The following is an 18,503-nucleotide window of genomic DNA, read 5'->3' on the forward strand; positions in this document are numbered from 1 at the left end:
CAAGACTGGGGCCATGCGCATTGTGGTTCTGGCAGGCGGCATCGGCGGTGCCCGGTTCCTGCGCGGTCTGAAACAGGCCGCGCCGGACGCGGACATCACGGTCATCGGCAACACCGGGGACGACATCCACCTCTTCGGGCTGAAGGTCTGCCCGGACCTCGACACGGTGATGTACACGCTCGGCGGCGGCATCAACGAGGAGCAGGGCTGGGGACGGTCCGACGAGACCTTCCACCTCAAGGAGGAGCTCGCGGCGTACGGCGTCGGACCCGAGTGGTTCGGCCTCGGCGACCGCGACTTCGCCACACACATCGTGCGGACCCAGATGATCACTGCGGGCTTTCCGCTCAGCGCGGTGACCGAGGCGCTGTGCGACCGCTGGAAGCCCGGCGTGCGGCTCCTCCCGATGACCGACGACCGCGTGGAGACCCACGTCGCGGTCGAGCTGGACGGGGAGCGCAAGGCGGTCCACTTCCAGGAGTACTGGGTGCGGCTGCGCGCCTCCGTGCCCGCCGAGGCGGTCGTGCCGGTCGGGGCCGAGCAGTCCAAGCCGGCGCCGGGTGTCCTGGAGGCCATCGCCGAGGCGGACGTCATCCTCTTCCCGCCCTCCAACCCGGTCGTCTCCGTCGGCACGATCCTCGCCGTGCCCGGCATCCGGGAGGCGATCGCCGACGCCGGGGTGCCGGTGGTGGGCCTCTCCCCCATCGTCGGCGACGCACCCGTGCGCGGGATGGCCGACAAGGTACTGGCCGCGGTCGGCGTGGAGTCCACGGCCGCCGCGGTCGCCGAGCACTACGGTTCGGGGCTGCTCGACGGCTGGCTGGTCGACACAGTCGACGCGGACGCCGTCACGCGCGTGAAGGCGGCCGGCATCCTCTGCCGCGCCGTACCGCTGATGATGACCGGCCCCGACGCGACGGCGCAGATGGCCCGGGAGGCGCTGACGCTGGCGGAGGAGGCGCGGGAGGCATGAGCGACGAGACGTCCGACGACGCTCCCGGCCGCCGGGAGGGGTTCGAGGTCTGGGCCCTGCCCGGCCTGCCCGAGGTGCGGCCCGGCGACGACCTGGCCAAGCTGATCGCGGCGGCCGGGCCCGCACTGGCCGACGGGGACGTGCTCCTCGTCACCTCCAAGATCGTCTCCAAGGCCGAGGGCCGGGTGGTCCGGGCCGACGACCGGGAGGCCGCGATCGACGCGGAGACCGTCCGCGTGGTGGCCCGGCGCGGCCCGCTGCGCATCGTCGAGAACCGCCAGGGCCTGGTCATGGCGGCGGCCGGCGTCGACGCCTCCAACACCCCGGCCGGGACCGTGCTGCTGCTCCCCGAGGACCCGGACGCCTCCGCGCGGGGCATCCGCGACGGGCTGCGCGACGCGCTGGGCGTGAACGTCGGCGTGGTCGTCACCGACACCTTCGGCCGGCCCTGGCGGGCGGGACTCACCGACGTGGCGATCGGCGCGGCGGGCGTCCGCGTCCTCGACGACCTGCGCGGCGGCACGGACGCGCACGGCAATCCGCTGAGCGCCACCGTCGTAGCCACCGCCGACGAACTGGCCGCGGCGGGTGACCTGGTCAAGGGCAAGGCGACGGGACTGCCCGTCGCCGTCGTGCGCGGACTGCCGCAGGTGGTCGCCGAGGACGGCGGCGAGGGCGCGCGGGCCCTGGTGCGCGACGCGCGCGGCGACATGTTCCGGCTGGGCACTTCCGAGGCGGTACGCCAGGCGGTCACCCAACGGCGTACGGTACGGGCCTTCACGGACGAGCCGGTCGACCCCGGCGCCGTGCGCCGGGCGGTGGCCGCGGCCGTGACCGCGCCGGCGCCGCACCACACCACGCCGTGGCGGTTCGTGCTCCTGGAGTCGGCAGAATCCCGCACCCGGCTCCTCGACGCGATGCGGGACGCCTGGATCGCGGACCTGCGGCGGGACGGCAAGAGCGAGGAGTCCGTCGCCAAGCGCGTCCGGCGCGGCGACGTCCTGCGCGACGCGCCGTACCTCGTCGTCCCCTGCCTGGTCATGGACGGCTCGCACACCTACGGGGACGCGCGGCGGGACGGGGCGGAGCGGGAGATGTTCGTGGTCGCGGCCGGCGCGGGCGTGCAGAACCTGCTCGTCGCGCTCGCCGGGGAGCGGCTGGGGTCCGCGTGGGTGTCCTCGACGATGTTCTGCCGGGACGTCGTTCGGGAGACGCTGGGACTGCCGGACGGCTGGGACCCGATGGGGGCGGTGGCGGTCGGGCACCCGGCCGAGGAGCCGAGGGCGCGGCCGGAGCGGGACGCGGGCGCGTTCATCGAGGTGCGGTGAGGGTTCTACTCTCGTAGGGGTTGTCTCCTTTCTTCTTCCCGACCTCCCGACCTCCCGACCTCCCGACCTCCTGGCCTCCCGACCTCCCGACCTCCTCCTTTCGGCTCTCGGCTCTCCGCTCTCGCTTCGCTCAAGGACCTCACTCGTGGCAGGACGTTTCGCTCCCCGGCCCCAGCGGGCCGTCGTGCGCGACGGGATGCCGCGGCAGGGCACAGCGCCGGGCCGGGTACGGGTGTGGGTGCCGGACGGGCCGTTGGACCTGGGGCTCGTGCTCGGTCCGCTGCGGCGCGGGCCCGGCGATCCGACGTTCCGGACCATGCCGGACGGCTCGGTGTGGCGGGCCAGCCGGACGCCCGCCGGGCCGGGCACCCTCCGCGTCACCGCACGCGGCGAGGAGGTCCGGGGTGAGGCCTGGGGGCCGGGGGCCCAGTGGCTGCTGGAGCAGTTGCCCCGGATGCTGGGCTCCGACGACGACCCGGCCGCGTTCGTGCCGCGGCACCGGCTGCTGGCGCTGACGCGGCACCGGCGGCCGGGACTGCGGCTGACGCGGACCGGGCTGGTGCTCGAGTCGCTGATCCCCTCGATCCTGGAGCAGAAGGTCACCACGCTGGAGGCGTACCAGGCGTGGCGGTTGCTCGTACGGAGGTTCGGGGAGCCGGCTCCGGGGCCCGTGCCCGGGCGGATGTGTGTGATGCCGGCGGCGCGGACGTGGGCGCTGATCCCGTCCTGGGAGTGGCATCTGGCCGGGGTGGACGACAAACGGGCGTCGACGGTCCTGCGGGCCGTGCGGGTCGCCGCGCGGCTGGAGGAGGCGGCGGGGATGGAACCGGTGGCCGCGCAGGAGCGGCTGGAGGTCGTGCCGGGGGTGGGGCCGTGGACGTCCGCGGAGACCGTGCAGCGCAGTCACGGGGCGCCGGACGCGGTCACGGTGGGCGATCTGCATCTGCCGGGGATCGTGGGGTTCGCGCTGGGCGGGGACCGGCATGCCGATGACGCCGAGATGCTGCGGTTGCTCGAGCCGTATGCCGGGCAGCGGCACCGGGCGGCTCGGCTGGTGCTGTTGAGTGGGCGGGTGCCGGGGAGGCGGGCGCCGCGGATGGCTCCGCGGGGGATTGAGCGGTTGTAGGTGTGCCGGGGCTTCTTGGCCGGGGGCGCGGGGTGCCCGCGGGCGGCGCAGGGTGCGGGTACGGATTGGGGCGCCCGGTGTGGGTGCTGGGCGGGGGTGGGGTGCGTGGCCCGGCGTTGCGGGGTGCCACTGCGCCCACCCGTGCCGCCCCAGCGGCACGACTGCCCGCAGCGGGGGCGGCAGCGGGGGCAGGGGCGGCTGCCCGCAGCGGCAGCGGCAGCAGCGGGGGCGGGGGCGGCTGCCCGCAGCGGCAGCGGCTGGCCGCAAGTCGGGTGGGGGCGTGGGGTGGTTATGTGTCTGAGGAGAAGCGGAGGGCGGCCGGGGGGATGTGGGCGTCGCACCAGATGCGCGCGCCCGAGCGGAGCTCGTTGTCGGCGCCGATGGTCGCGCCGTCGCCGATGACCGTGTCGGTGAGGACCGTGCGGGTGCCCACGCGGGCGCGGGTGCCGATGAGGGAGTCGGTGATGACGGCGCCCGGCTCGATGACGGCGCCCGGCAGGATCGTGCTGCCGAAGACGCGCGCCCCCTCCGCCACGAAGGCGCCCTCGCCGACCACCGTGCCGCCGGCCAGTTTTGCGTCGGGGGCAACCTGGGCCGTGGGCAGGACCAGGCGGTCGCCGCAGCGGCCCGGCAGGGCCGGGGACGGAGCGCGGCCCAGCACCAGGTCGGCCGAGCCGCGTACGAAGGCGGCCGGAGTGCCGAGGTCCAGCCAGTAGGTGGAGTCGACCATGCCCTGCAGGTGGGCTCCGGCTGCGAGGAGGTCCGGGAAGGTCTCGCGCTCGACCGAGACGGGGCGACCCGCGGGGATGGTGTCGATGACCGAACGGCGGAAGACGTACGCCCCCGCGTTGATCTGGTCGGTGACGATCTCCTCGGGAGTCTGGGGCTTCTCCAGGAAGGCGAGCACCCTGCCCGTCTCGTCGGTGGGGACCAGGCCGTACGCCCTGGGGTCGGTGACCTTGGTGAGGTGCAGGGAGACGTCCGCGCCCGTCGTCTCGTGGGTGCGGACCAGCGCCCCGATGTCCAGGCCGGTCAGGATGTCGCCGTTGAAGATCAGGACCGGGTCGTCGGGGCCCGAGTGCAGCCGGGACGCCACGTTGCGGATCGCGCCGCCCGTGCCGAGCGGCTCCTCCTCCGTGACGTACTCCAGGTGCAGCCCGAGGGCCGCGCCGTCGCCGAAGTACGGTTCGAAGACCTCGGCCAGGTAGCTCGTCGCGAGCACGATGTGCTCGACGCCCGCCGCCTTCGCGCGGGCCAGCTGGTGCGTGAGGAACGGCACCCCGGCCGCCCGGACCATGGGCTTGGGCGTGTGCACCGTGAGCGGTCGCAGCCGCGTGCCCTTGCCGCCGACCAGGAGGATCGCTTCTGTCACCGTCGTCTCTGCTTCCTGCCGGGACCGGCCGAACTGTGTTTCGGCCGGCCAGTGTATGCAGACCGTTCCTTGGCGACCTCGATCGGCCGTGCGGTGTCCCGCCCTCAGCGGCCCTGGTACCGCGCCGCCGTCGAGCGGCTCGTGCCGAGCTTGCCGTAGAGCTTCTTGCCGGGGCAGTTCGTCGCGAAGCCGTCGCGGTGACCGGAGATGACGTTCAGTCGTACGTTCTTGCCTTTTCGGTAGAGATTGCCACCCCCGGACTTGAGGTATGTCTTGCCGCGCGGATTCATCCCGTAGAGCCCTAGCTTCCACGCGGTGAGCCGGGCGATCGCCTTCAGGGCCGCCGCCGACGGCTCGCCGTCGCTGTACGTGCCGAGCACGGCGATGCCCATGCTGTTGGAGTTGAACCCCAGGGTGTGGGCGCCCAGTACCGGCTTGGACACTCCCCCGGCCCGGCCCTCGTAGATCTGCCCGCACTTGTCGACGAGGAAGTTGTAGCCGAGGTCCCGCCAGCCCGTGCTCCTGACGTGGTAGCGGTAGATACTGCGGATGACCGACGGCGCCTGCGAGCAGTGGTAGTTGTTGCCGGTGGCCGAGTGGTGCACGAAGGCCGCCTTGACCTTCTTCGTGTACACGAACCCCTTCTCGCGCAGTTTCTCGTCGGCGCCCCAGCCTCGGCGTGTGGTGATCTCCGGTCGGGCGCCGACGTACGGGCTCGCCCGGTGCCCCGCGGTGAGTCCGGCCACGGTCGCGGACCGGCTCAGGGCCGGGATCTCGGTCGCGCCGAGGGGGGCCGGGCCCGCGTTGGCGCGGGAGGCGGCGGTCGCTTCGGCCGCCCGGGTGGTGGCCGGGGCGGTGGCGCGCGTGTCCTCGGCCCGTCGCGGGGCGACGGGAACGGGGGTGACGTCCTTGCCGGGGTCGACGAGTTCGAGGCGCAGGCCGGTGGGGAGAGGAGAGGCGGCGGTCCGGGAGGTCCCGGGCGCGCTCTCCGCCCGCACGCGGACCTCCACGCCGTCCGACCCGCCCACCCACAGCGGGGCGGTGGCGCCGCGGACCCGGCCGGAGGCGCCCTCGGCGGTGCCGGGGTCGGCCGCGTGGTCGGCGTTGTGGGTCTCCAACTGCTGCCAGCCGGACCAGGTGCCGGTGGCGGTCGCGCGGGTACGGACCTCGACGCGGCCGTGGAGTTCGGTGCCGGGGTCGTCCCAGACGACGCCGACCAGCGAGAACTCCCGTACGTCCCGGCGGCGCAGGCCCTGGGCCGCGGTGCCGGGCGCACGGTCGGCGGTGAGCGGGGCGAGGGCCAGCGAGCGGGTGCTGCCGGGGACGCCGGTAGCGGGCTGTGCCGTGGGTGTGGTGGGTGCCGTGGCGACGGTCGTGGGCGGAGGCGGGGCCGGGGGCGCGGAGGTGGCCTCCGCCGCGGGCGGGGCGAGCGGGACGGCGAGGGCCGTCGCACACGAGACACCGATCGAGGAAGCAAGGAATCCACGCATGCCCCAGATCCTGAACATATTCAGACAGATATGTCTATTTGGGAACTGACGGTGCGTAGGTTGTTCCCGTCCGGCGCGGTGGTGGTGCGGTGCTCCGTACGCTCGGTGCGCGCGGTGGGCGCCGCGTACGCTTGCCCGGGTGAACGCGACCAACCGCACCCCTGCCGACCTGCTGAGTTCCGCGCTCGCCGCGGACTCGGAACGCCCTCTGGTGACCTTCTACGACGACGCCACCGGCGAACGCGTCGAACTCTCCGTGGCCACCTTCGCCAATTGGGTGGCCAAGACGGCCAACCTGCTCCAGGACGAACTGTCCGTCGAACCCGGCGACCGGGTCGCGCTGCTGCTGCCCGCGCACTGGCAGACGGCGGTGTGGCTGCTGGCGTGCGCCTCGGTGGGAGTCGTCGCCGACGTGGCGGGGGATCCGGCGGCGGCGGACGTCGTCGTGAGCGGGCCCGAGCCGGAGTCGCTGGAGGCGGCGCGGGCGTGCTCGGGCGAGCGGATCGCGCTGGCGCTGCGGCCGCTCGGGGGGCGGTTCGCGCCGCACGCACCGGAGGGCTTCACCGATTACGCGGTGGAGGTACCGGGGCAGGCGGACCGCTTCGTGCCGTACGCGCCGGTCGACCCGGAGGAGCCGGCGCTGATCGTGGCGGGGCGGGAGTTCAGTGGCGCGGAGGTCGTGGAGCGGGCCCGGGCGGAGGCGTCGGGGCTCGGGCTCACGGGGCCGGGGGCGCGGATCCTGTCGGGGTTGCCGTACGACACGTGGGAGGGGCTGAGCGCGGGGTTGTACGGGCCGCTCGCGAGCGGGGGGTCGGTGGTGCTGTGCCGGCATCTGGAGCGGGCGGGGGCGGAGGCGGTGGACCGGCGGATCGAGGCGGAGCGGGTTTCTGTCGTGGCGCGGTAGAGGTGGGCCCGCGTCTCGTCACGCGCCGGCGCGGAAGTGGGTCTGCGTCACACGGCGCCCGGTGCGGGCGGGGGCCGGGGGTGGGTCGCGCCGCCCGGCGCTTGCGGGGTGCCGCCGCGCCCACCCGTGCCGCCCCGGCGGCACGACTGCCCGCAGCGGCGGCGGGGGCGGCTGACGGAGGCGGGGGCGGCGCGGCACGCACTGCCCGCAGCGGCGGCGGCCCGGCGCTGCCGTGCGCAGTGGGGGTCCGTGACCCGTTCGGCGTAGCTCCGTGCTGGCTCTCGCGCGGGGTCGGGGCATGGTCGTACCAGCGCTCGGGCGTGGGACGGAGTCGGATGTGGGGCAGGACGCGGGCAAGGGTGGCCGGGGGGTGCTGGGGCCCGGGGCGGGCGCGTCCGCGAGCGGGGGCGGGTTGCGGCGCCGGCGTCGCAGGCGGCGGCTGGTGGCCGCGGGGATCGGCGTCGTCGTACTGGCCGGAGGTGCCGTGTGCGCCGGCTGGGCGGTGTACACGAAGCTGAGCGGCAACATCACGGCGGACGAGGCGGCGGCGGCCGAGCTGGCCCGGTACGAGAAGGAGCGGCCCACACCCCTGGTCCGCGGCGCGCAGAACATCCTGCTGATCGGTTCGGACTCGCGCTCCGGCGCCGGCAACGGGCGCTACGGGCGGGACTCGGGGACCGAGCGGTCGGACACCACGATCCTGCTGCACCTGGCCGCGGACCGCGACAGCGCCACCGCCGTCTCCCTCCCCCGCGACCTCATGGTGGACGTCCCCGGCTGCCACCGCCCGGACGGGTCACTCGCCGGGCCGACCTTCACACAGTTCAACTCTGCCTTCTCCGTGGGCGGTTCGGCATGCTCCATTCGTACGGTGGAGAAGCTGACCGGCATCCGGATCGACCACCACGTGGTCGTCGACTTCCAGGGTTTCAAGGAGATGGTCGACGCGCTCGACGGTGTCGAAGTGTGCCTGCGCAAGCCGGTCGACGACAAGGACGCCGACCTGAGACTGCCCGCGGGCCGGGTGACCCTCGACGGCGAGCAGGCCCTCGGCTACGTCCGGGCCCGCAAGTCGCTCGGGGACGGCAGTGACACCGACCGGATGGACCGGCAGCAGCGCTTTCTGGGAGCGCTCGTGAGCAAGGCGCAGAGCAATGGCGTACTGCTGAATCCGGTGAAGCTGTACCCCGTTCTGGACGCGGCCACGTCGTCACTCACGACGGACCCGAATCTGGCGAATCTGCGCGGTTTGTACGACCTCGTACGCGGCCTGCGCGACATTCCCACCGAACGCGTGCAATTCCTGACCGTCCCCCGGGAGTCGTTCACGGGAGATCCCAATCGCGATCAACTCGTGCAGCCCGACGCCGAGAATCTCTTCACTCGCCTGCGGACCGACGAACCCGTGACGATCGCGGCACCCTCGCGCAACTCGGGCGCCGATTCCGGCAATTCCGGTAGGCAGGGCGACCCCGGCGGGGCCGAATCCCCGGCACCGACCTTCAGCGGGAACACCGCCGACGAGGACGTCTGCGAGTAAAACGCATTCCAAGAGGGAGCAACACGCGGGCAAGACCGGCGCGTACGCGCGGACAATTGTCCGAGGAATGCGCCGTATTGCCCAGTTGTAAGGTTCGTGGAATGCGTCACTGCCGTCGACCCGTACCGAACCGGGCGGTTAGTGTGAGCGATCCGGCGTGTCCGGCCGCGGAGTTGTACTTCGGGGCCGCGCACCGAAAGAGCCAGACCGGGCGCCTGGAGGGGAGGGCGCCGCGTGGCCCCGACGGAGGATTCGGACAACCGTGGACGCGCAGAGCCGTGGGCGGGCGGAGGACATCGACCCCGCAGACCAGTGGGTACTCAATCCGGACACCGGCGATTACGAACTGCGACTGTCTCCTTCCCCACCGCAGTCACCGGTCCCGCGCCCCCGCCGGGCCACCCCCGCCGAGGCACCGGCGCCCGAACGCGACGGTCGTGAACACCGCGAGGACCGTGAGGATCGCCAAGTTCCCGCGTCCCGCAGGCGCCGCGCGGCACCCGAGGAGGAGCCCCCGGGACGACGCGGCCGCCGCAGGCCGGCGAAGAAGAAGTCGAGGGGCAAGCGGATCCTGCTGTGGACCGGCGGCACGACGGCCTTCGTCGTCCTCGCCGCGGGGACCGCCGGGTACCTCTACCTCCAGCATCTCAACGGCAACATCCAGTCCGTGTCCGACGACGGCGCCGGCACCGGCGGCTTCTCGAAGGACAAGGCGATCAACATCCTGCTGATCGGCACCGACAAGCGCACCGGCGACGGCAACGAGGGCTACGGCGACAACGGCAGCGCCGGCCACGCCGACACGAACATCCTGCTGCACGTGTCCAAGGACCGCTCGAACGCGACCGCCCTCAGCATTCCCCGCGACCTGATCGTCGACGTGCCCGACTGCCCGACCACGCAGGAGGACGGGTCGACGAAGGTGATCCCCGGCGAGTCCGAGGTCCGCTTCAACACCAGCCTCGGCCAGAACGAACGTACGCCCAGCTGCACCATGCGCACCGTCACCGAGTTGACGGGCGTCACGCCGGACAACTTCATGGTGGCCGACTTCAACGCGGTCAAGACGCTGACCTCGGCGGTCGGCGGGGTGGAGGTGTGCCTGGCGAAGGACATCGACGACCCCGACTCGCATCTGAACCTGCCGGCGGGCAAGCACACCATCGAGGGCGAGGAGGCCCTGGCCTTCGTCCGCACCCGGCACTCCGTGGGCTTCGGCGGCGACCTGAGCCGGATCGAGATACAGCAGCAGTTCCTCAGCGCGCTGATGCGCAAGCTGAAGTCCAACGACACGCTCACCAGCCCGTCGAAGATGGTGAAGCTGGCCGAGGCGGGCACCGAGGCGCTGACCGTCGACTCCAAGCTGGACAGCATCACCAAGCTGAAGGACCTGGGTCTGGAGCTGGGCAAGCTCAACATCAAGAACCTGACCTTCGCCACGGTGCCGGTGGTGGACAACCCGGCCGAGAAGGTCGCGGCGACGGTCGTGCTGAAGGAGGGCCCCGCCCAGCAGGTCTTCGACATGATCAAGAACGACGTCTCCTTCACCGAAGTCAAGGAGAAGGAGAAGGAGGAGCAGAAGAAGGAGGACGCGGCCGACGCCGCCCGGCTCAAGGGCGAGAAGTCCGAGCCCGGCGAGGTCCGGGTCCGCGTCATGAACGGCGGCGCCTCGGACGGCAGTGCGGGGCGGGAGCTGACCTACCTCCAGAACGAGGCGGGCGTCACGAAGTCCGAGAACGCGGGCAACGCCCCCGAGGACCTCGACAAGACCACCCTGGAGTACGCCCCCGACCAGGCCGACCAGGCCCGCGCCCTCGCCGAGATCCTCGGCCTGTCCGGCGCCGCCCTGAAGCCCGGCGAGAGCGTCACCAACTCCCAGGGCCTGCCCACCATGACCCTCACCCTCGGCAAGGACTTCAAGGGCGCCGGCGTCAAGCTCGACGCCGCCTCCGGGAAGGCGCCCGAGGACGTGCAGAAGTCCACGGCGGACAAGGTCGAGTGCGCGAAGTGACCTGAGGGGCCCCACGCGCGTCTGACAGTACGACAGTCCGTCGGTGCGACGGTCCGCCAACGAACAACCCGACCACGGCCGATACGCCGACGGACGACCCGACCACGGCCGATACGCCGACGGACGACCCGACCACGGGCGATTCGCCGACGGACGACCCGTCCGCGGGCACTCCGTCGGCGAACAATCCGTCGGCGTCGCCGTACAGCCAACGTGGGGCTCCGTACGTCCAACTGTGCGACCAGGTCGCGCGCAGGGGCACGTCCGCGGGTCCGAAGCGGGAGAAGGACATGACGCAGGGCAGTGTGCACGAGGAGGGAACGCGACCGCAGTCCGTCCGGCACGACCACGGCCGGAACACCGGCGGCGGCCGGGACGAGGGCGGCGGGGGCACGGCGGGGCGGCAGGAGCCGCCGGGCGGGGACGGCAGACGGCCCGCTCGGGGCGGGCGCCGACACCGGGCGCTGCGCTGGTCGGCGACGACGCTGGCGGTCCTGATACTCGGCACGGCCGGCGCCGGTTACCTCTACTACGAGCACCTCAACGGCAACATCGAGAAGGGCGAGCGCAGCAGCGGCGACTCCAAGGCGCACCGGACCGAGCCGAACGCGGCCGGTCAGACGCCCCTCAACATCCTGCTGATCGGCTCGGACAGCCGCGCCTCCGACGCCAACGTGGCGCTGGGCGGCGGCCGGGACCACCGTGACAGTCCACCGCTGGGCGACGTGCAGATGCTGATCCACCTCGCCGCGGACCGCAAGAGCGCCTCGGTGGTGAGCATCCCCCGGGACACCCGGGTGGACATCCCGGCGTGCAAGGACCGCGGCACCGGGGAGGCGTTCCCGGCGACCAACGCCATCATCAACGAGTCGCTCGCCCGCGGCGGCGCCGGCTGCACCCTGGCCACCTGGGAGAACCTCACCGGCCTCTACGTCGACCACTGGATGACCATCGACTTCGCGGGCGTGGTCTCGATGGCGGACGCCGTCGGCGGGGTCGAGGTCTGCGTGAACCAGAACGTGTGGGACCGCCCGCTGCCCGGCGTGCCCGGCGGCTCCGGCCTGAAGCTGACGGCCGGCTCGCACAAGGTGCAGGGCGAGGAGGCGCTCCAGTGGCTGCGTACACGGCACGCGTGGGGCAGCGACCCGCTGCGGGCCAGGGCCCAGCACATGTACATGAACTCGATGATCCGCACGCTGAAGCAGCAGAACGTCTTCACCGACACCGGCCGGCTCATGGGCCTGGCCGAGGCCGCGACGAACTCCCTGAAGGTCTCCGAGGAGATCGGCACCGTCAAGAAGCTGTACGACCTGGGCATGCAGCTCAAGACGGTGCCCACCGACCGCATCACCATGACGACACTCCCCACCGTCCCGGACGACCAGGACGCGAACCATCTGCTGCCGGCCGCCGACGCCGACACGATGTGGGCGATGCTCCGCGACGACGTGTCCTTCGACGGCAAGGGCGGCGCGAGCGGCAGGGACGGCGAGGACGGCGAAAACGGCAAGGACGGCAAGGGGACCGGAGGCCGGGGGGAGGGTTCCGGCGGGGACGGGGCGGCCGGGGAGGACGCCGGGGACCGGCCCTCCGACGAGCCGGCCGCCGACGCCGAGATGGACGTGCTCGTCCAGAACGGCACCCGCTCCGCGACCCTCGGCCCGGTCACGGGCCGCGCCGGCGCGGTCGCCGGGACGCTGGTGGAGAAGGGCTTCACCAGGGCGACGACCGACGCCTCGGCCGCGCGCTCCGAGGAGAGGACCACGGTCCGCTACCCGGGCGACGAGCTGGCGGGAGACGCGCGGCGCGTGGCCGAGGCGCTGGGAATTCCGGCGAGTTCGGTGCGCGAGTCCACCGACGTGTCCGGGATCACCCTCGTCGTGGGAGCGGACTGGCGCTCGGGCACGTCCTACCCGAAACAGAAGACACCCGAGGCCGGAGACCTGCCGGACGACAGCGACGCCCTCAACGGCTCGGAAACCGACAAGTGCATGGAGGTCTACCAGCCCTACCGATGGTAGGAGTTCACGAATATAGGAGAGATTGCCCTGATGTAGGGGTGTCGAATGTGACACCAGAGTCGTTCGACGCCGAACCGGGCGGATAGTGTGAGCGCTCCAGTGCCCCGGCCGCGAGCTCAGCCCTGGCGTCGTGCACTTGTTGACCCTTTATCGTGCGCCTTCCATCGGAGGTGCCGCGTGGCCCCCGACGGAGGATTGGGAGACCGTGGACGCGCAAGGACGTGGGCGGGCAGACGACGTGGATCCCGCAGACCAATGGGTGCTCAATCCGCACACTGGTGAATACGAACTGCGACTGCCCTCTTCCGCTCCGCAGTCGCCCGCGCCCCAGCCGCCCGTGCCGGGCCCCCGCAGAGGTGCTCCGCGCTCGCCCGGGGCCCCGGGCGACGGCGACCGCCGCGACACCGCGGGCACCGCCCGTCGTCGTACGGCCGCACCGGGACGCGAGGTTCCGCCGCAGCGGCGGCGCCGGACGCCCGAGGAGCCGGTGCCCGGGCGGCGCGGACGCCGCCCGGAGAAGAAGAGGTCGAAGGGCAAGAAGGTGCTGCTGTGGACCGGCGGCACCATGGCCTTCGTCGTCCTCGCCGCTGGCGCCGGCGGCTACCTCTACCTCAAGCACCTCGAGGGCAACGTCGCGACGACGGACGTCGGCACCGCCGGAAGCAGCAGCTTCAAGAAGGACGAGGCCTTCAACATCCTCATCATCGGTACGGACAAGCGCACCGGTGAGGGCAACGAGGGCTACGGCGACAAGGGCAGCGCCGGGCACGCGGACACGAACATCCTGCTGCACGTGTCCAAGGACCGGTCCAACGCGACCGCCCTCAGCATCCCCCGCGACATGATCGTCGACATCCCCGACTGCGAGACCACGCAGGACGACGGGTCGACGAAGATCATCCCCGGCTCTTCCGGCGTCCGCTTCAACCAGAGCCTCGGCGACCTCGGCCGGGACGCGGGCTGCGCGATGCGCACGGTGGCGGAGACGACCGGCGTCAAGCCCGACCACTTCATGATGGCCGACTTCAACGCGGTCAAGACGCTGACCACCGCGGTCGGCGGTGTGGACGTCTGCGTGGAGAACGCCGTGGACGACCCGAAGTCCCACCTCAAGCTTCCCGCGGGCGAGTCCACGGTGAAGGGCGAGCAGGCCCTCGCCTTCGTCCGCACCCGGCACGCCTTCGGCAACGAGGGCGACCTGGACCGCATCAAGGTGCAGCAGCAGTTCCTGGGCTCGCTCATGCGCAAGATGTCCTCCGGCGACACCCTCACCAGCCCCACCAAGCTGGTGAAGCTGGCCGAGGCGGCGACCAACGCCCTCACCGTGGACAAGGCCATCGGCAGCGTGGGCACCCTCAAGGACGTCGCCCTGGAGCTGAAGAAGGTGCCGCCGAAGAACATCACGTTCACCACGGTGCCGGTGCTGGACAACCCCGCCGAGAAGGTCAAGGCGACGGTGGTCCCCAACGAGGCCAAGGCACCGCAGGTCTTCGACATGATCAAGAACGACATCTCCTTCACCGAGGTCGAGCAGAAGGAGAAGAAGGAGAAGGCAGCCGTCGCCGCCCGGCTCAAGGGCGAGAAGTCCGACCCCGGCGAGGTCCGGGTCCGCGTCATGAACGGCGGCGCCCCCGCCGGCAGTGCCCAGCAGGAGCTGGCCTACCTCCAGACGGACGCCGGCGTCACGAAGTCCGAGAACGCGGGCAACGCCCCCGAAGAGGCCGACAAGACGACCCTGGAGTACGACTCCGACCAGGCCGACCAGGCCCGCGCCCTCGCCGAGATCCTCGGCCTGTCCGGCGCCGCCATGAATCCGGGCGAGAGCGTCACCAACTCGCAGGGCCTGCCCACCATGACCTTGACCCTCGGCAAGGACTTCAAGGGCGCCGGCGTCAAGATCGGCTCCTCCTCCGTCAAGAAGCCGGACCTGGACACCGAGTCCACGGCCGACCAGAAGCAGTGCGCCAGTTGACCTGAAGGGCTCGTCGCGCGTCTCACAGGGCGGCGACGGGCCCGTGCGGTGGCGCGGGGGTGGGGAGAGGGACGCGGACATGACGCGAGGCAGTGTGCAGGGGGAGGACACGCGGGAGGGCGGATCGAACGCCCCGGAGCGTGCGGAGGCCGTACGGAAGGACGACGACAACGCTGTCGACGGCACCGAGGACAGCGAGAGCGCAGGCGAGGAGCCCGGCGGGGAAACCGGCCGCGAGGCCGGTGGGGAGACGGAGGGGGCAGACGCCGACGAACCCGGTAGGGAAACGGAGGGGACAGTTGGCGACGAACCGGGTGGGGAGACCGGTGGACAAGCAGCCGACAAACCCGGCGGGAAACCCGGCGACGCCCCCCGCGAGAAGGCGCCCCGTGCCGAGGACGCCGGAGAGGCCCTCACCGAGACCCCCGGCCGCCGCCCGCGCGGAGCCCGCCGCGTCCTGCGCCTGACCGCGGTGGGCCTTGCCCTGCTGCTGGCCTGCCTGGCTGGCGCCGGATACCTCTACTACGAGCACCTCAACGGCAACATCCAGCGGGACGCCCTGAACCTGGGCGACAGCAAGGTCGCCGCGCCGACCCCGAACGCGGCCGGGCAGACCCCGCTGAACATCCTCGTCATCGGCTCGGACGCCCGGGACAGCGAGGAGAACCAGCAACTGGGCGGCGCCCGCGAGACGTTCGGCTCCACGCCGCTGGCGGACGTGCAGATGCTGGTGCACCTGTCCGCGGACCGCAGCAACATGTCGGTGGTCAGCATGCCGCGCGACACCCTGGTCGAGATACCCAAGTGCACCGACCCGGACGACGGCGAGGTCTACCCGGCGAGCGACGGCCGGGTGATGACCAACCAGAGCCTCGGACACGGCGGCCCCGGCTGCACGGTGGCCACCTGGCAGGAGCTGACCGGCATCCACATCGACCATTTCGTGATGGTCGACTTCGCGGGCGTGGTGTCGATGGCGGACGCCGTCGGCGGCGTCCCGGTCTGCGTGGACGCCAACATCCACTCCCGCGACGGCCAGGGGCACGGCTCCGGCCTGAAACTGGCGGAGGGGACGCACCCGGTCAAGGGCGAGCAGGCCCTGCAGTGGCTGCGCACCCGCTACGGCTTCGAGGACGGCAGCGACCTGGCGCGGGCCAAGGCCCAGCACATGTACCTGAACTCGATGGTCCGGATGCTGCGCGAGAACGCCACCCTCGGCAACCCGAACAAGCTGCGCAGGCTCGCCGAGGAAGCCACCGCGGCGCTCACCGTCGACCCGGGCCTGGACACCGTCAAGAAGCTGTACGACCTCAGCGACGAGCTGCGCCGGGTGAAGCCCGAGCGCATCACCATGACCACGATGCCCAACCGGTACGTCGGCGCCCGCGTCGAGCCGACCGAGGACGCCGAGCAGCTCTTCCGGCTGGTCCGCGAGGACATCGCGCTGGACGGCAAGGACGCGAAGAAGGAGCCCGACCCCGAGCCGACGGCCCCGGCCGACCCGGCGGACCCCGACGACGAGCTGGCCGTCCAGGTCCGCAACGGCACCCGCACCGACGAGCTGGGCGCGGCGCCCGGGCGGGCGAACACCGTCGCCGGGCTCCTGGTGGACCAGGGGTTCGCCAAGGCCGTCGCCGACTCCTCGGTGCTGCCGAGCGAGGACCGCACCGTCGTCCGCTACCCGAGCACCGACCTGGAGGGCGACGCACGGCGCGTGGCCGAGGTCCTGGGCATCCCGGCCGGCTCGGTGCTGCGGTCGACGGAGGTCTCCGGCGTCACTCTCGTCGTGGGCGCCGACTGGCGCGAGGGTACGGCGTACAAGGCGCCCGAGGCCGACGACAGCACCCCGGAGTCGGCCGAGGCCCTCAACGGGGCGGACGACGACGCCTGCATGCACGTGGACCCGTCGTTCACCTGGTCCTGAGAACCGCAGACCCTGAGAGCCGCAGACCCCGAGAGCCCGCAGACCCCGTGCGCGGTCCGGGGCGCGCGGGTGCCGCTCCTCGTCGAGGACGGGGCATGATGACGGAAACGGCGGGCAGTCGCACGCCGGACTGGGCGTTCACCGGTGCTCGCGTTACCGCGAACGGGGGACACGGTTGCGTGCCGCGGGGGTCGCAGCCCCGGGCAGCAGATCCTATGGGCCTACGGTGCTCACGGATCCCACATCCGGCCCACGGAACCCACGTCCGGCCCCACCGGCTCGCACCCGGGGCCCGTCCTCGCGGAGGTGTCACCTTGCCCACGCCGCCCCGCTCCCCCCGGGTCCCGGCCTCGTCCCCCCACGGCGGCCCGCCGCGCGGACGCGGCGGCGCCCGGCCGTCCGGGCGGACTCCGAGGCCCCCCGTACGGCGGAAGAAGCCGCGCTGGGCCGTGCGGGCGGTGACCGCGCTGTCGGTGGTGGTGCTGGCCTCCGCCGGGATCGGGCACGCGGTGCTCTCGGGTCTGGACTCGGACATCTCGCGGGTCGACGCCTTCAAGGACATGAAGAACCGGCCCCGGGCGGGCGACGGCATGAACGTCCTGATGGTCGGCACCGACGGCCGGGACAGCATCAGCGAGGAGCAGCGGCGCAAGTACAAGCTGGGCGGCGCCCCCTGCCACTGCACCGACACCATCATGATCGTGCACATCTCGGAGGACCGGGAGCGCGCCAGCGTGGTCAGCCTGCCGCGCGACTCGTACGCCGAGACGCCCGGCCACACCGACCGCACCACCGGGGAGCAGCACAAGGGCCATCCGATCAAGCTGAACGCCGCCTACGCGGAGGGCGGCCCGCAGCTGACCGTCCGCACCGTCGAGAACATGACCCGCGTGAAGATCGACCACTACCTGGAGGTCGACTTCACCAGCTTCATGAAGACCGTGGACGTCCTCGGCGGGGTGCAGATCTGCACCGTCGAGCCGCTCAAGGACAGTTACACCGGGCTCGACCTGGCGGCCGGCACCCACACCCTGCAGGGCGGGCAGGCGCTGCAGTACGTGCGGTCCCGCCACCTCGACGGCGCCTCGGACCTGAGCCGGATGAAGCGCCAGCAGCGTTTCCTGGCCGCCCTGATCGACCGGGCGACCTCGTCGGGGATCCTGCTGAACCCGCTGAAGTTCCGGGACGTCACCCGGGCCGTGCTGGGCTCGGTCCGCGCCGACCAGGGGTTCGGGACCGACGAGCTGCTGACGCTGGGGCGGGCGATGCGGGACTTCTCGCCGTCGTCCTCGGAGTTCACCACCGTGCCGATCGGGCAGATGGGCTACGCCGTGAAGGGCGTCGGCTCGACCCTGAAGTGGGACCCGGCGAAGTCGGAACGGATCTTCGACGCCCTGCGCCAGGACGAGCCGCTGGCCGCGCCGAAGCCGGAGCAGAAGGGCCCGGGTCCGGTGCGGGTCCCGGTGGACCCGAAGCAGATCCGGGTCCAGGTGGAGAACGGCACCCGCACCGCCGGGCTCGGCAAGAAGGTGGACGACGCGCTGGCCGCCACCGGGTTCGGCACGACGAAGGCGCCGCAGAACGCCGCCGACCGGTCCGTCGAGCGGACCGTCGTCGCCTACGACCCCCGCTGGGACCGGTCGGCGAAGTCGCTGGCCGCCGCCCTGCCCGGCAGCGAGCTGAAGCCGGTCGAGGGGCAGGGGGCGACCCTGAAGGTGATCGCGGGCGCCGACTACGAGAAGGTCGCGAAGGTGACGCCGGCGGACCCGCCGCAGGAGTCGGGCGCCGTGGTGCGCGGCGACGAGGTGACCTGCGGCGGGCAGTGAGGGCGCGCCGGGCTCC

The 18,503-nt window shown here is 72.4% G+C and carries 12 protein-coding genes; 10 read left to right on the forward strand and 2 right to left on the reverse strand.

From position 1 onward, the window contains the following. Window positions 1-13 precede the first annotated feature (13 nt). The 3 genes from cofD (at window position 14) to IG94_RS0128200 (ending at window position 3,427) form a co-directional block, all read left to right on the forward strand. Complete coding sequence (cofD, locus tag IG94_RS0128190) at window positions 14-973, forward strand: 2-phospho-L-lactate transferase (protein ID WP_031043202.1); 960 nt, start codon at window positions 14-16, stop codon at window positions 971-973. Further along, the gene (locus tag IG94_RS0128195) at window positions 970-2,301 is read left to right on the forward strand and encodes a coenzyme F420-0:L-glutamate ligase (protein ID WP_031043205.1); all 1,332 of its coding nucleotides are present in this window, start codon (window positions 970-972) and stop codon (window positions 2,299-2,301) included. Before cofD ends, IG94_RS0128195 begins: the two co-directional genes overlap by 4 nt. Window positions 2,302-2,446: 145 nt before the next feature. Continuing rightward, window positions 2,447-3,427, forward strand: a complete 981-nt coding sequence (locus IG94_RS0128200) for a DNA-3-methyladenine glycosylase family protein (protein ID WP_031043216.1) — start codon at window positions 2,447-2,449, stop codon at window positions 3,425-3,427. Window positions 3,428-3,716: 289 nt separating this feature from the next. On the opposite strand, the gene manB is transcribed toward IG94_RS0128200, so the two are convergent. Next, window positions 3,717-4,799: a mannose-1-phosphate guanylyltransferase gene (gene manB, locus IG94_RS0128205; RefSeq protein WP_031043219.1), complete on the reverse strand. Its 1,083-nt coding sequence runs from the start codon at window positions 4,797-4,799 to the stop codon at window positions 3,717-3,719. Between the two features lie 104 nt (window positions 4,800-4,903). After that, window positions 4,904-6,289 carry a peptidoglycan recognition protein family protein gene (locus IG94_RS0128210; protein ID WP_031043221.1) on the reverse strand — a complete coding sequence of 462 codons (1,386 nt, stop codon included), beginning with the start codon at window positions 6,287-6,289 and terminating at the stop codon, window positions 4,904-4,906. Window positions 6,290-6,428: 139 nt separating this feature from the next. Here IG94_RS0128210 and IG94_RS0128215 point away from each other — a divergent pair, with 139 nt between their 5' ends. From IG94_RS0128215 to IG94_RS0128245, 7 genes are all read left to right on the forward strand, one after another. Then, entirely contained in the window at window positions 6,429-7,193 is a 765-nt protein-coding gene (locus IG94_RS0128215) for a TIGR03089 family protein (RefSeq protein ID WP_031043224.1), read from the forward strand. A 337-nt stretch (window positions 7,194-7,530) separates the two neighbouring features. Beyond that, window positions 7,531-8,733, forward strand: a complete 1,203-nt coding sequence (locus IG94_RS0128220) for an LCP family protein (protein ID WP_031043226.1) — start codon at window positions 7,531-7,533, stop codon at window positions 8,731-8,733. A 262-nt stretch (window positions 8,734-8,995) separates the two neighbouring features. Continuing rightward, on the forward strand, window positions 8,996-10,744 hold the full coding sequence (locus tag IG94_RS0128225) for an LCP family protein (RefSeq protein WP_031043227.1): 1,749 nt from the start codon (window positions 8,996-8,998) through the stop codon (window positions 10,742-10,744). A 290-nt stretch (window positions 10,745-11,034) separates the two neighbouring features. Next, window positions 11,035-12,765, forward strand: coding sequence for an LCP family protein (locus IG94_RS0128230; protein WP_031043229.1), 1,731 nt, complete (start codon window positions 11,035-11,037; stop codon window positions 12,763-12,765). A 205-nt stretch (window positions 12,766-12,970) separates the two neighbouring features. After that, window positions 12,971-14,737: an LCP family protein gene (locus IG94_RS0128235; RefSeq protein WP_031043231.1), complete on the forward strand. Its 1,767-nt coding sequence runs from the start codon at window positions 12,971-12,973 to the stop codon at window positions 14,735-14,737. 79 nt (window positions 14,738-14,816) lie between these two features. Continuing rightward, window positions 14,817-16,661, forward strand: a complete 1,845-nt coding sequence (locus IG94_RS0128240; RefSeq protein WP_031043234.1) for an LCP family glycopolymer transferase — start codon at window positions 14,817-14,819, stop codon at window positions 16,659-16,661. A gap of 314 nt (window positions 16,662-16,975) precedes the next feature. Next, entirely contained in the window at window positions 16,976-18,487 is a 1,512-nt protein-coding gene (locus IG94_RS0128245; RefSeq protein ID WP_443732366.1) for an LCP family protein, read from the forward strand. Window positions 18,488-18,503: the final 16 nt, after the last annotated feature.

Source organism: Streptomyces olivaceus, from assembly GCF_000721235.1.
In the GTDB taxonomy this organism is placed as follows: domain Bacteria; phylum Actinomycetota; class Actinomycetes; order Streptomycetales; family Streptomycetaceae; genus Streptomyces; species Streptomyces olivaceus.

Excerpts from the sequence above, each read along its gene's own strand:
- IG94_RS0128210 (WP_031043221.1), bottom strand. The coding sequence starts at position 6,289 with ATGCGTGGATTCCTTGCTTCCTCGATCGGTGTCTCGTGTGCGACGGCC.
- cofD (WP_031043202.1), top strand. The coding sequence starts at position 14 with ATGCGCATTGTGGTTCTGGCAGGCGGCATCGGCGGTGCCCGGTTCCTG.
- IG94_RS0128195 (WP_031043205.1), top strand. The coding sequence starts at position 970 with ATGAGCGACGAGACGTCCGACGACGCTCCCGGCCGCCGGGAGGGGTTC.
- IG94_RS0128240 (WP_031043234.1), top strand. The coding sequence starts at position 14,817 with ATGACGCGAGGCAGTGTGCAGGGGGAGGACACGCGGGAGGGCGGATCG.
- IG94_RS0128230 (WP_031043229.1), top strand. The coding sequence starts at position 11,035 with ATGACGCAGGGCAGTGTGCACGAGGAGGGAACGCGACCGCAGTCCGTC.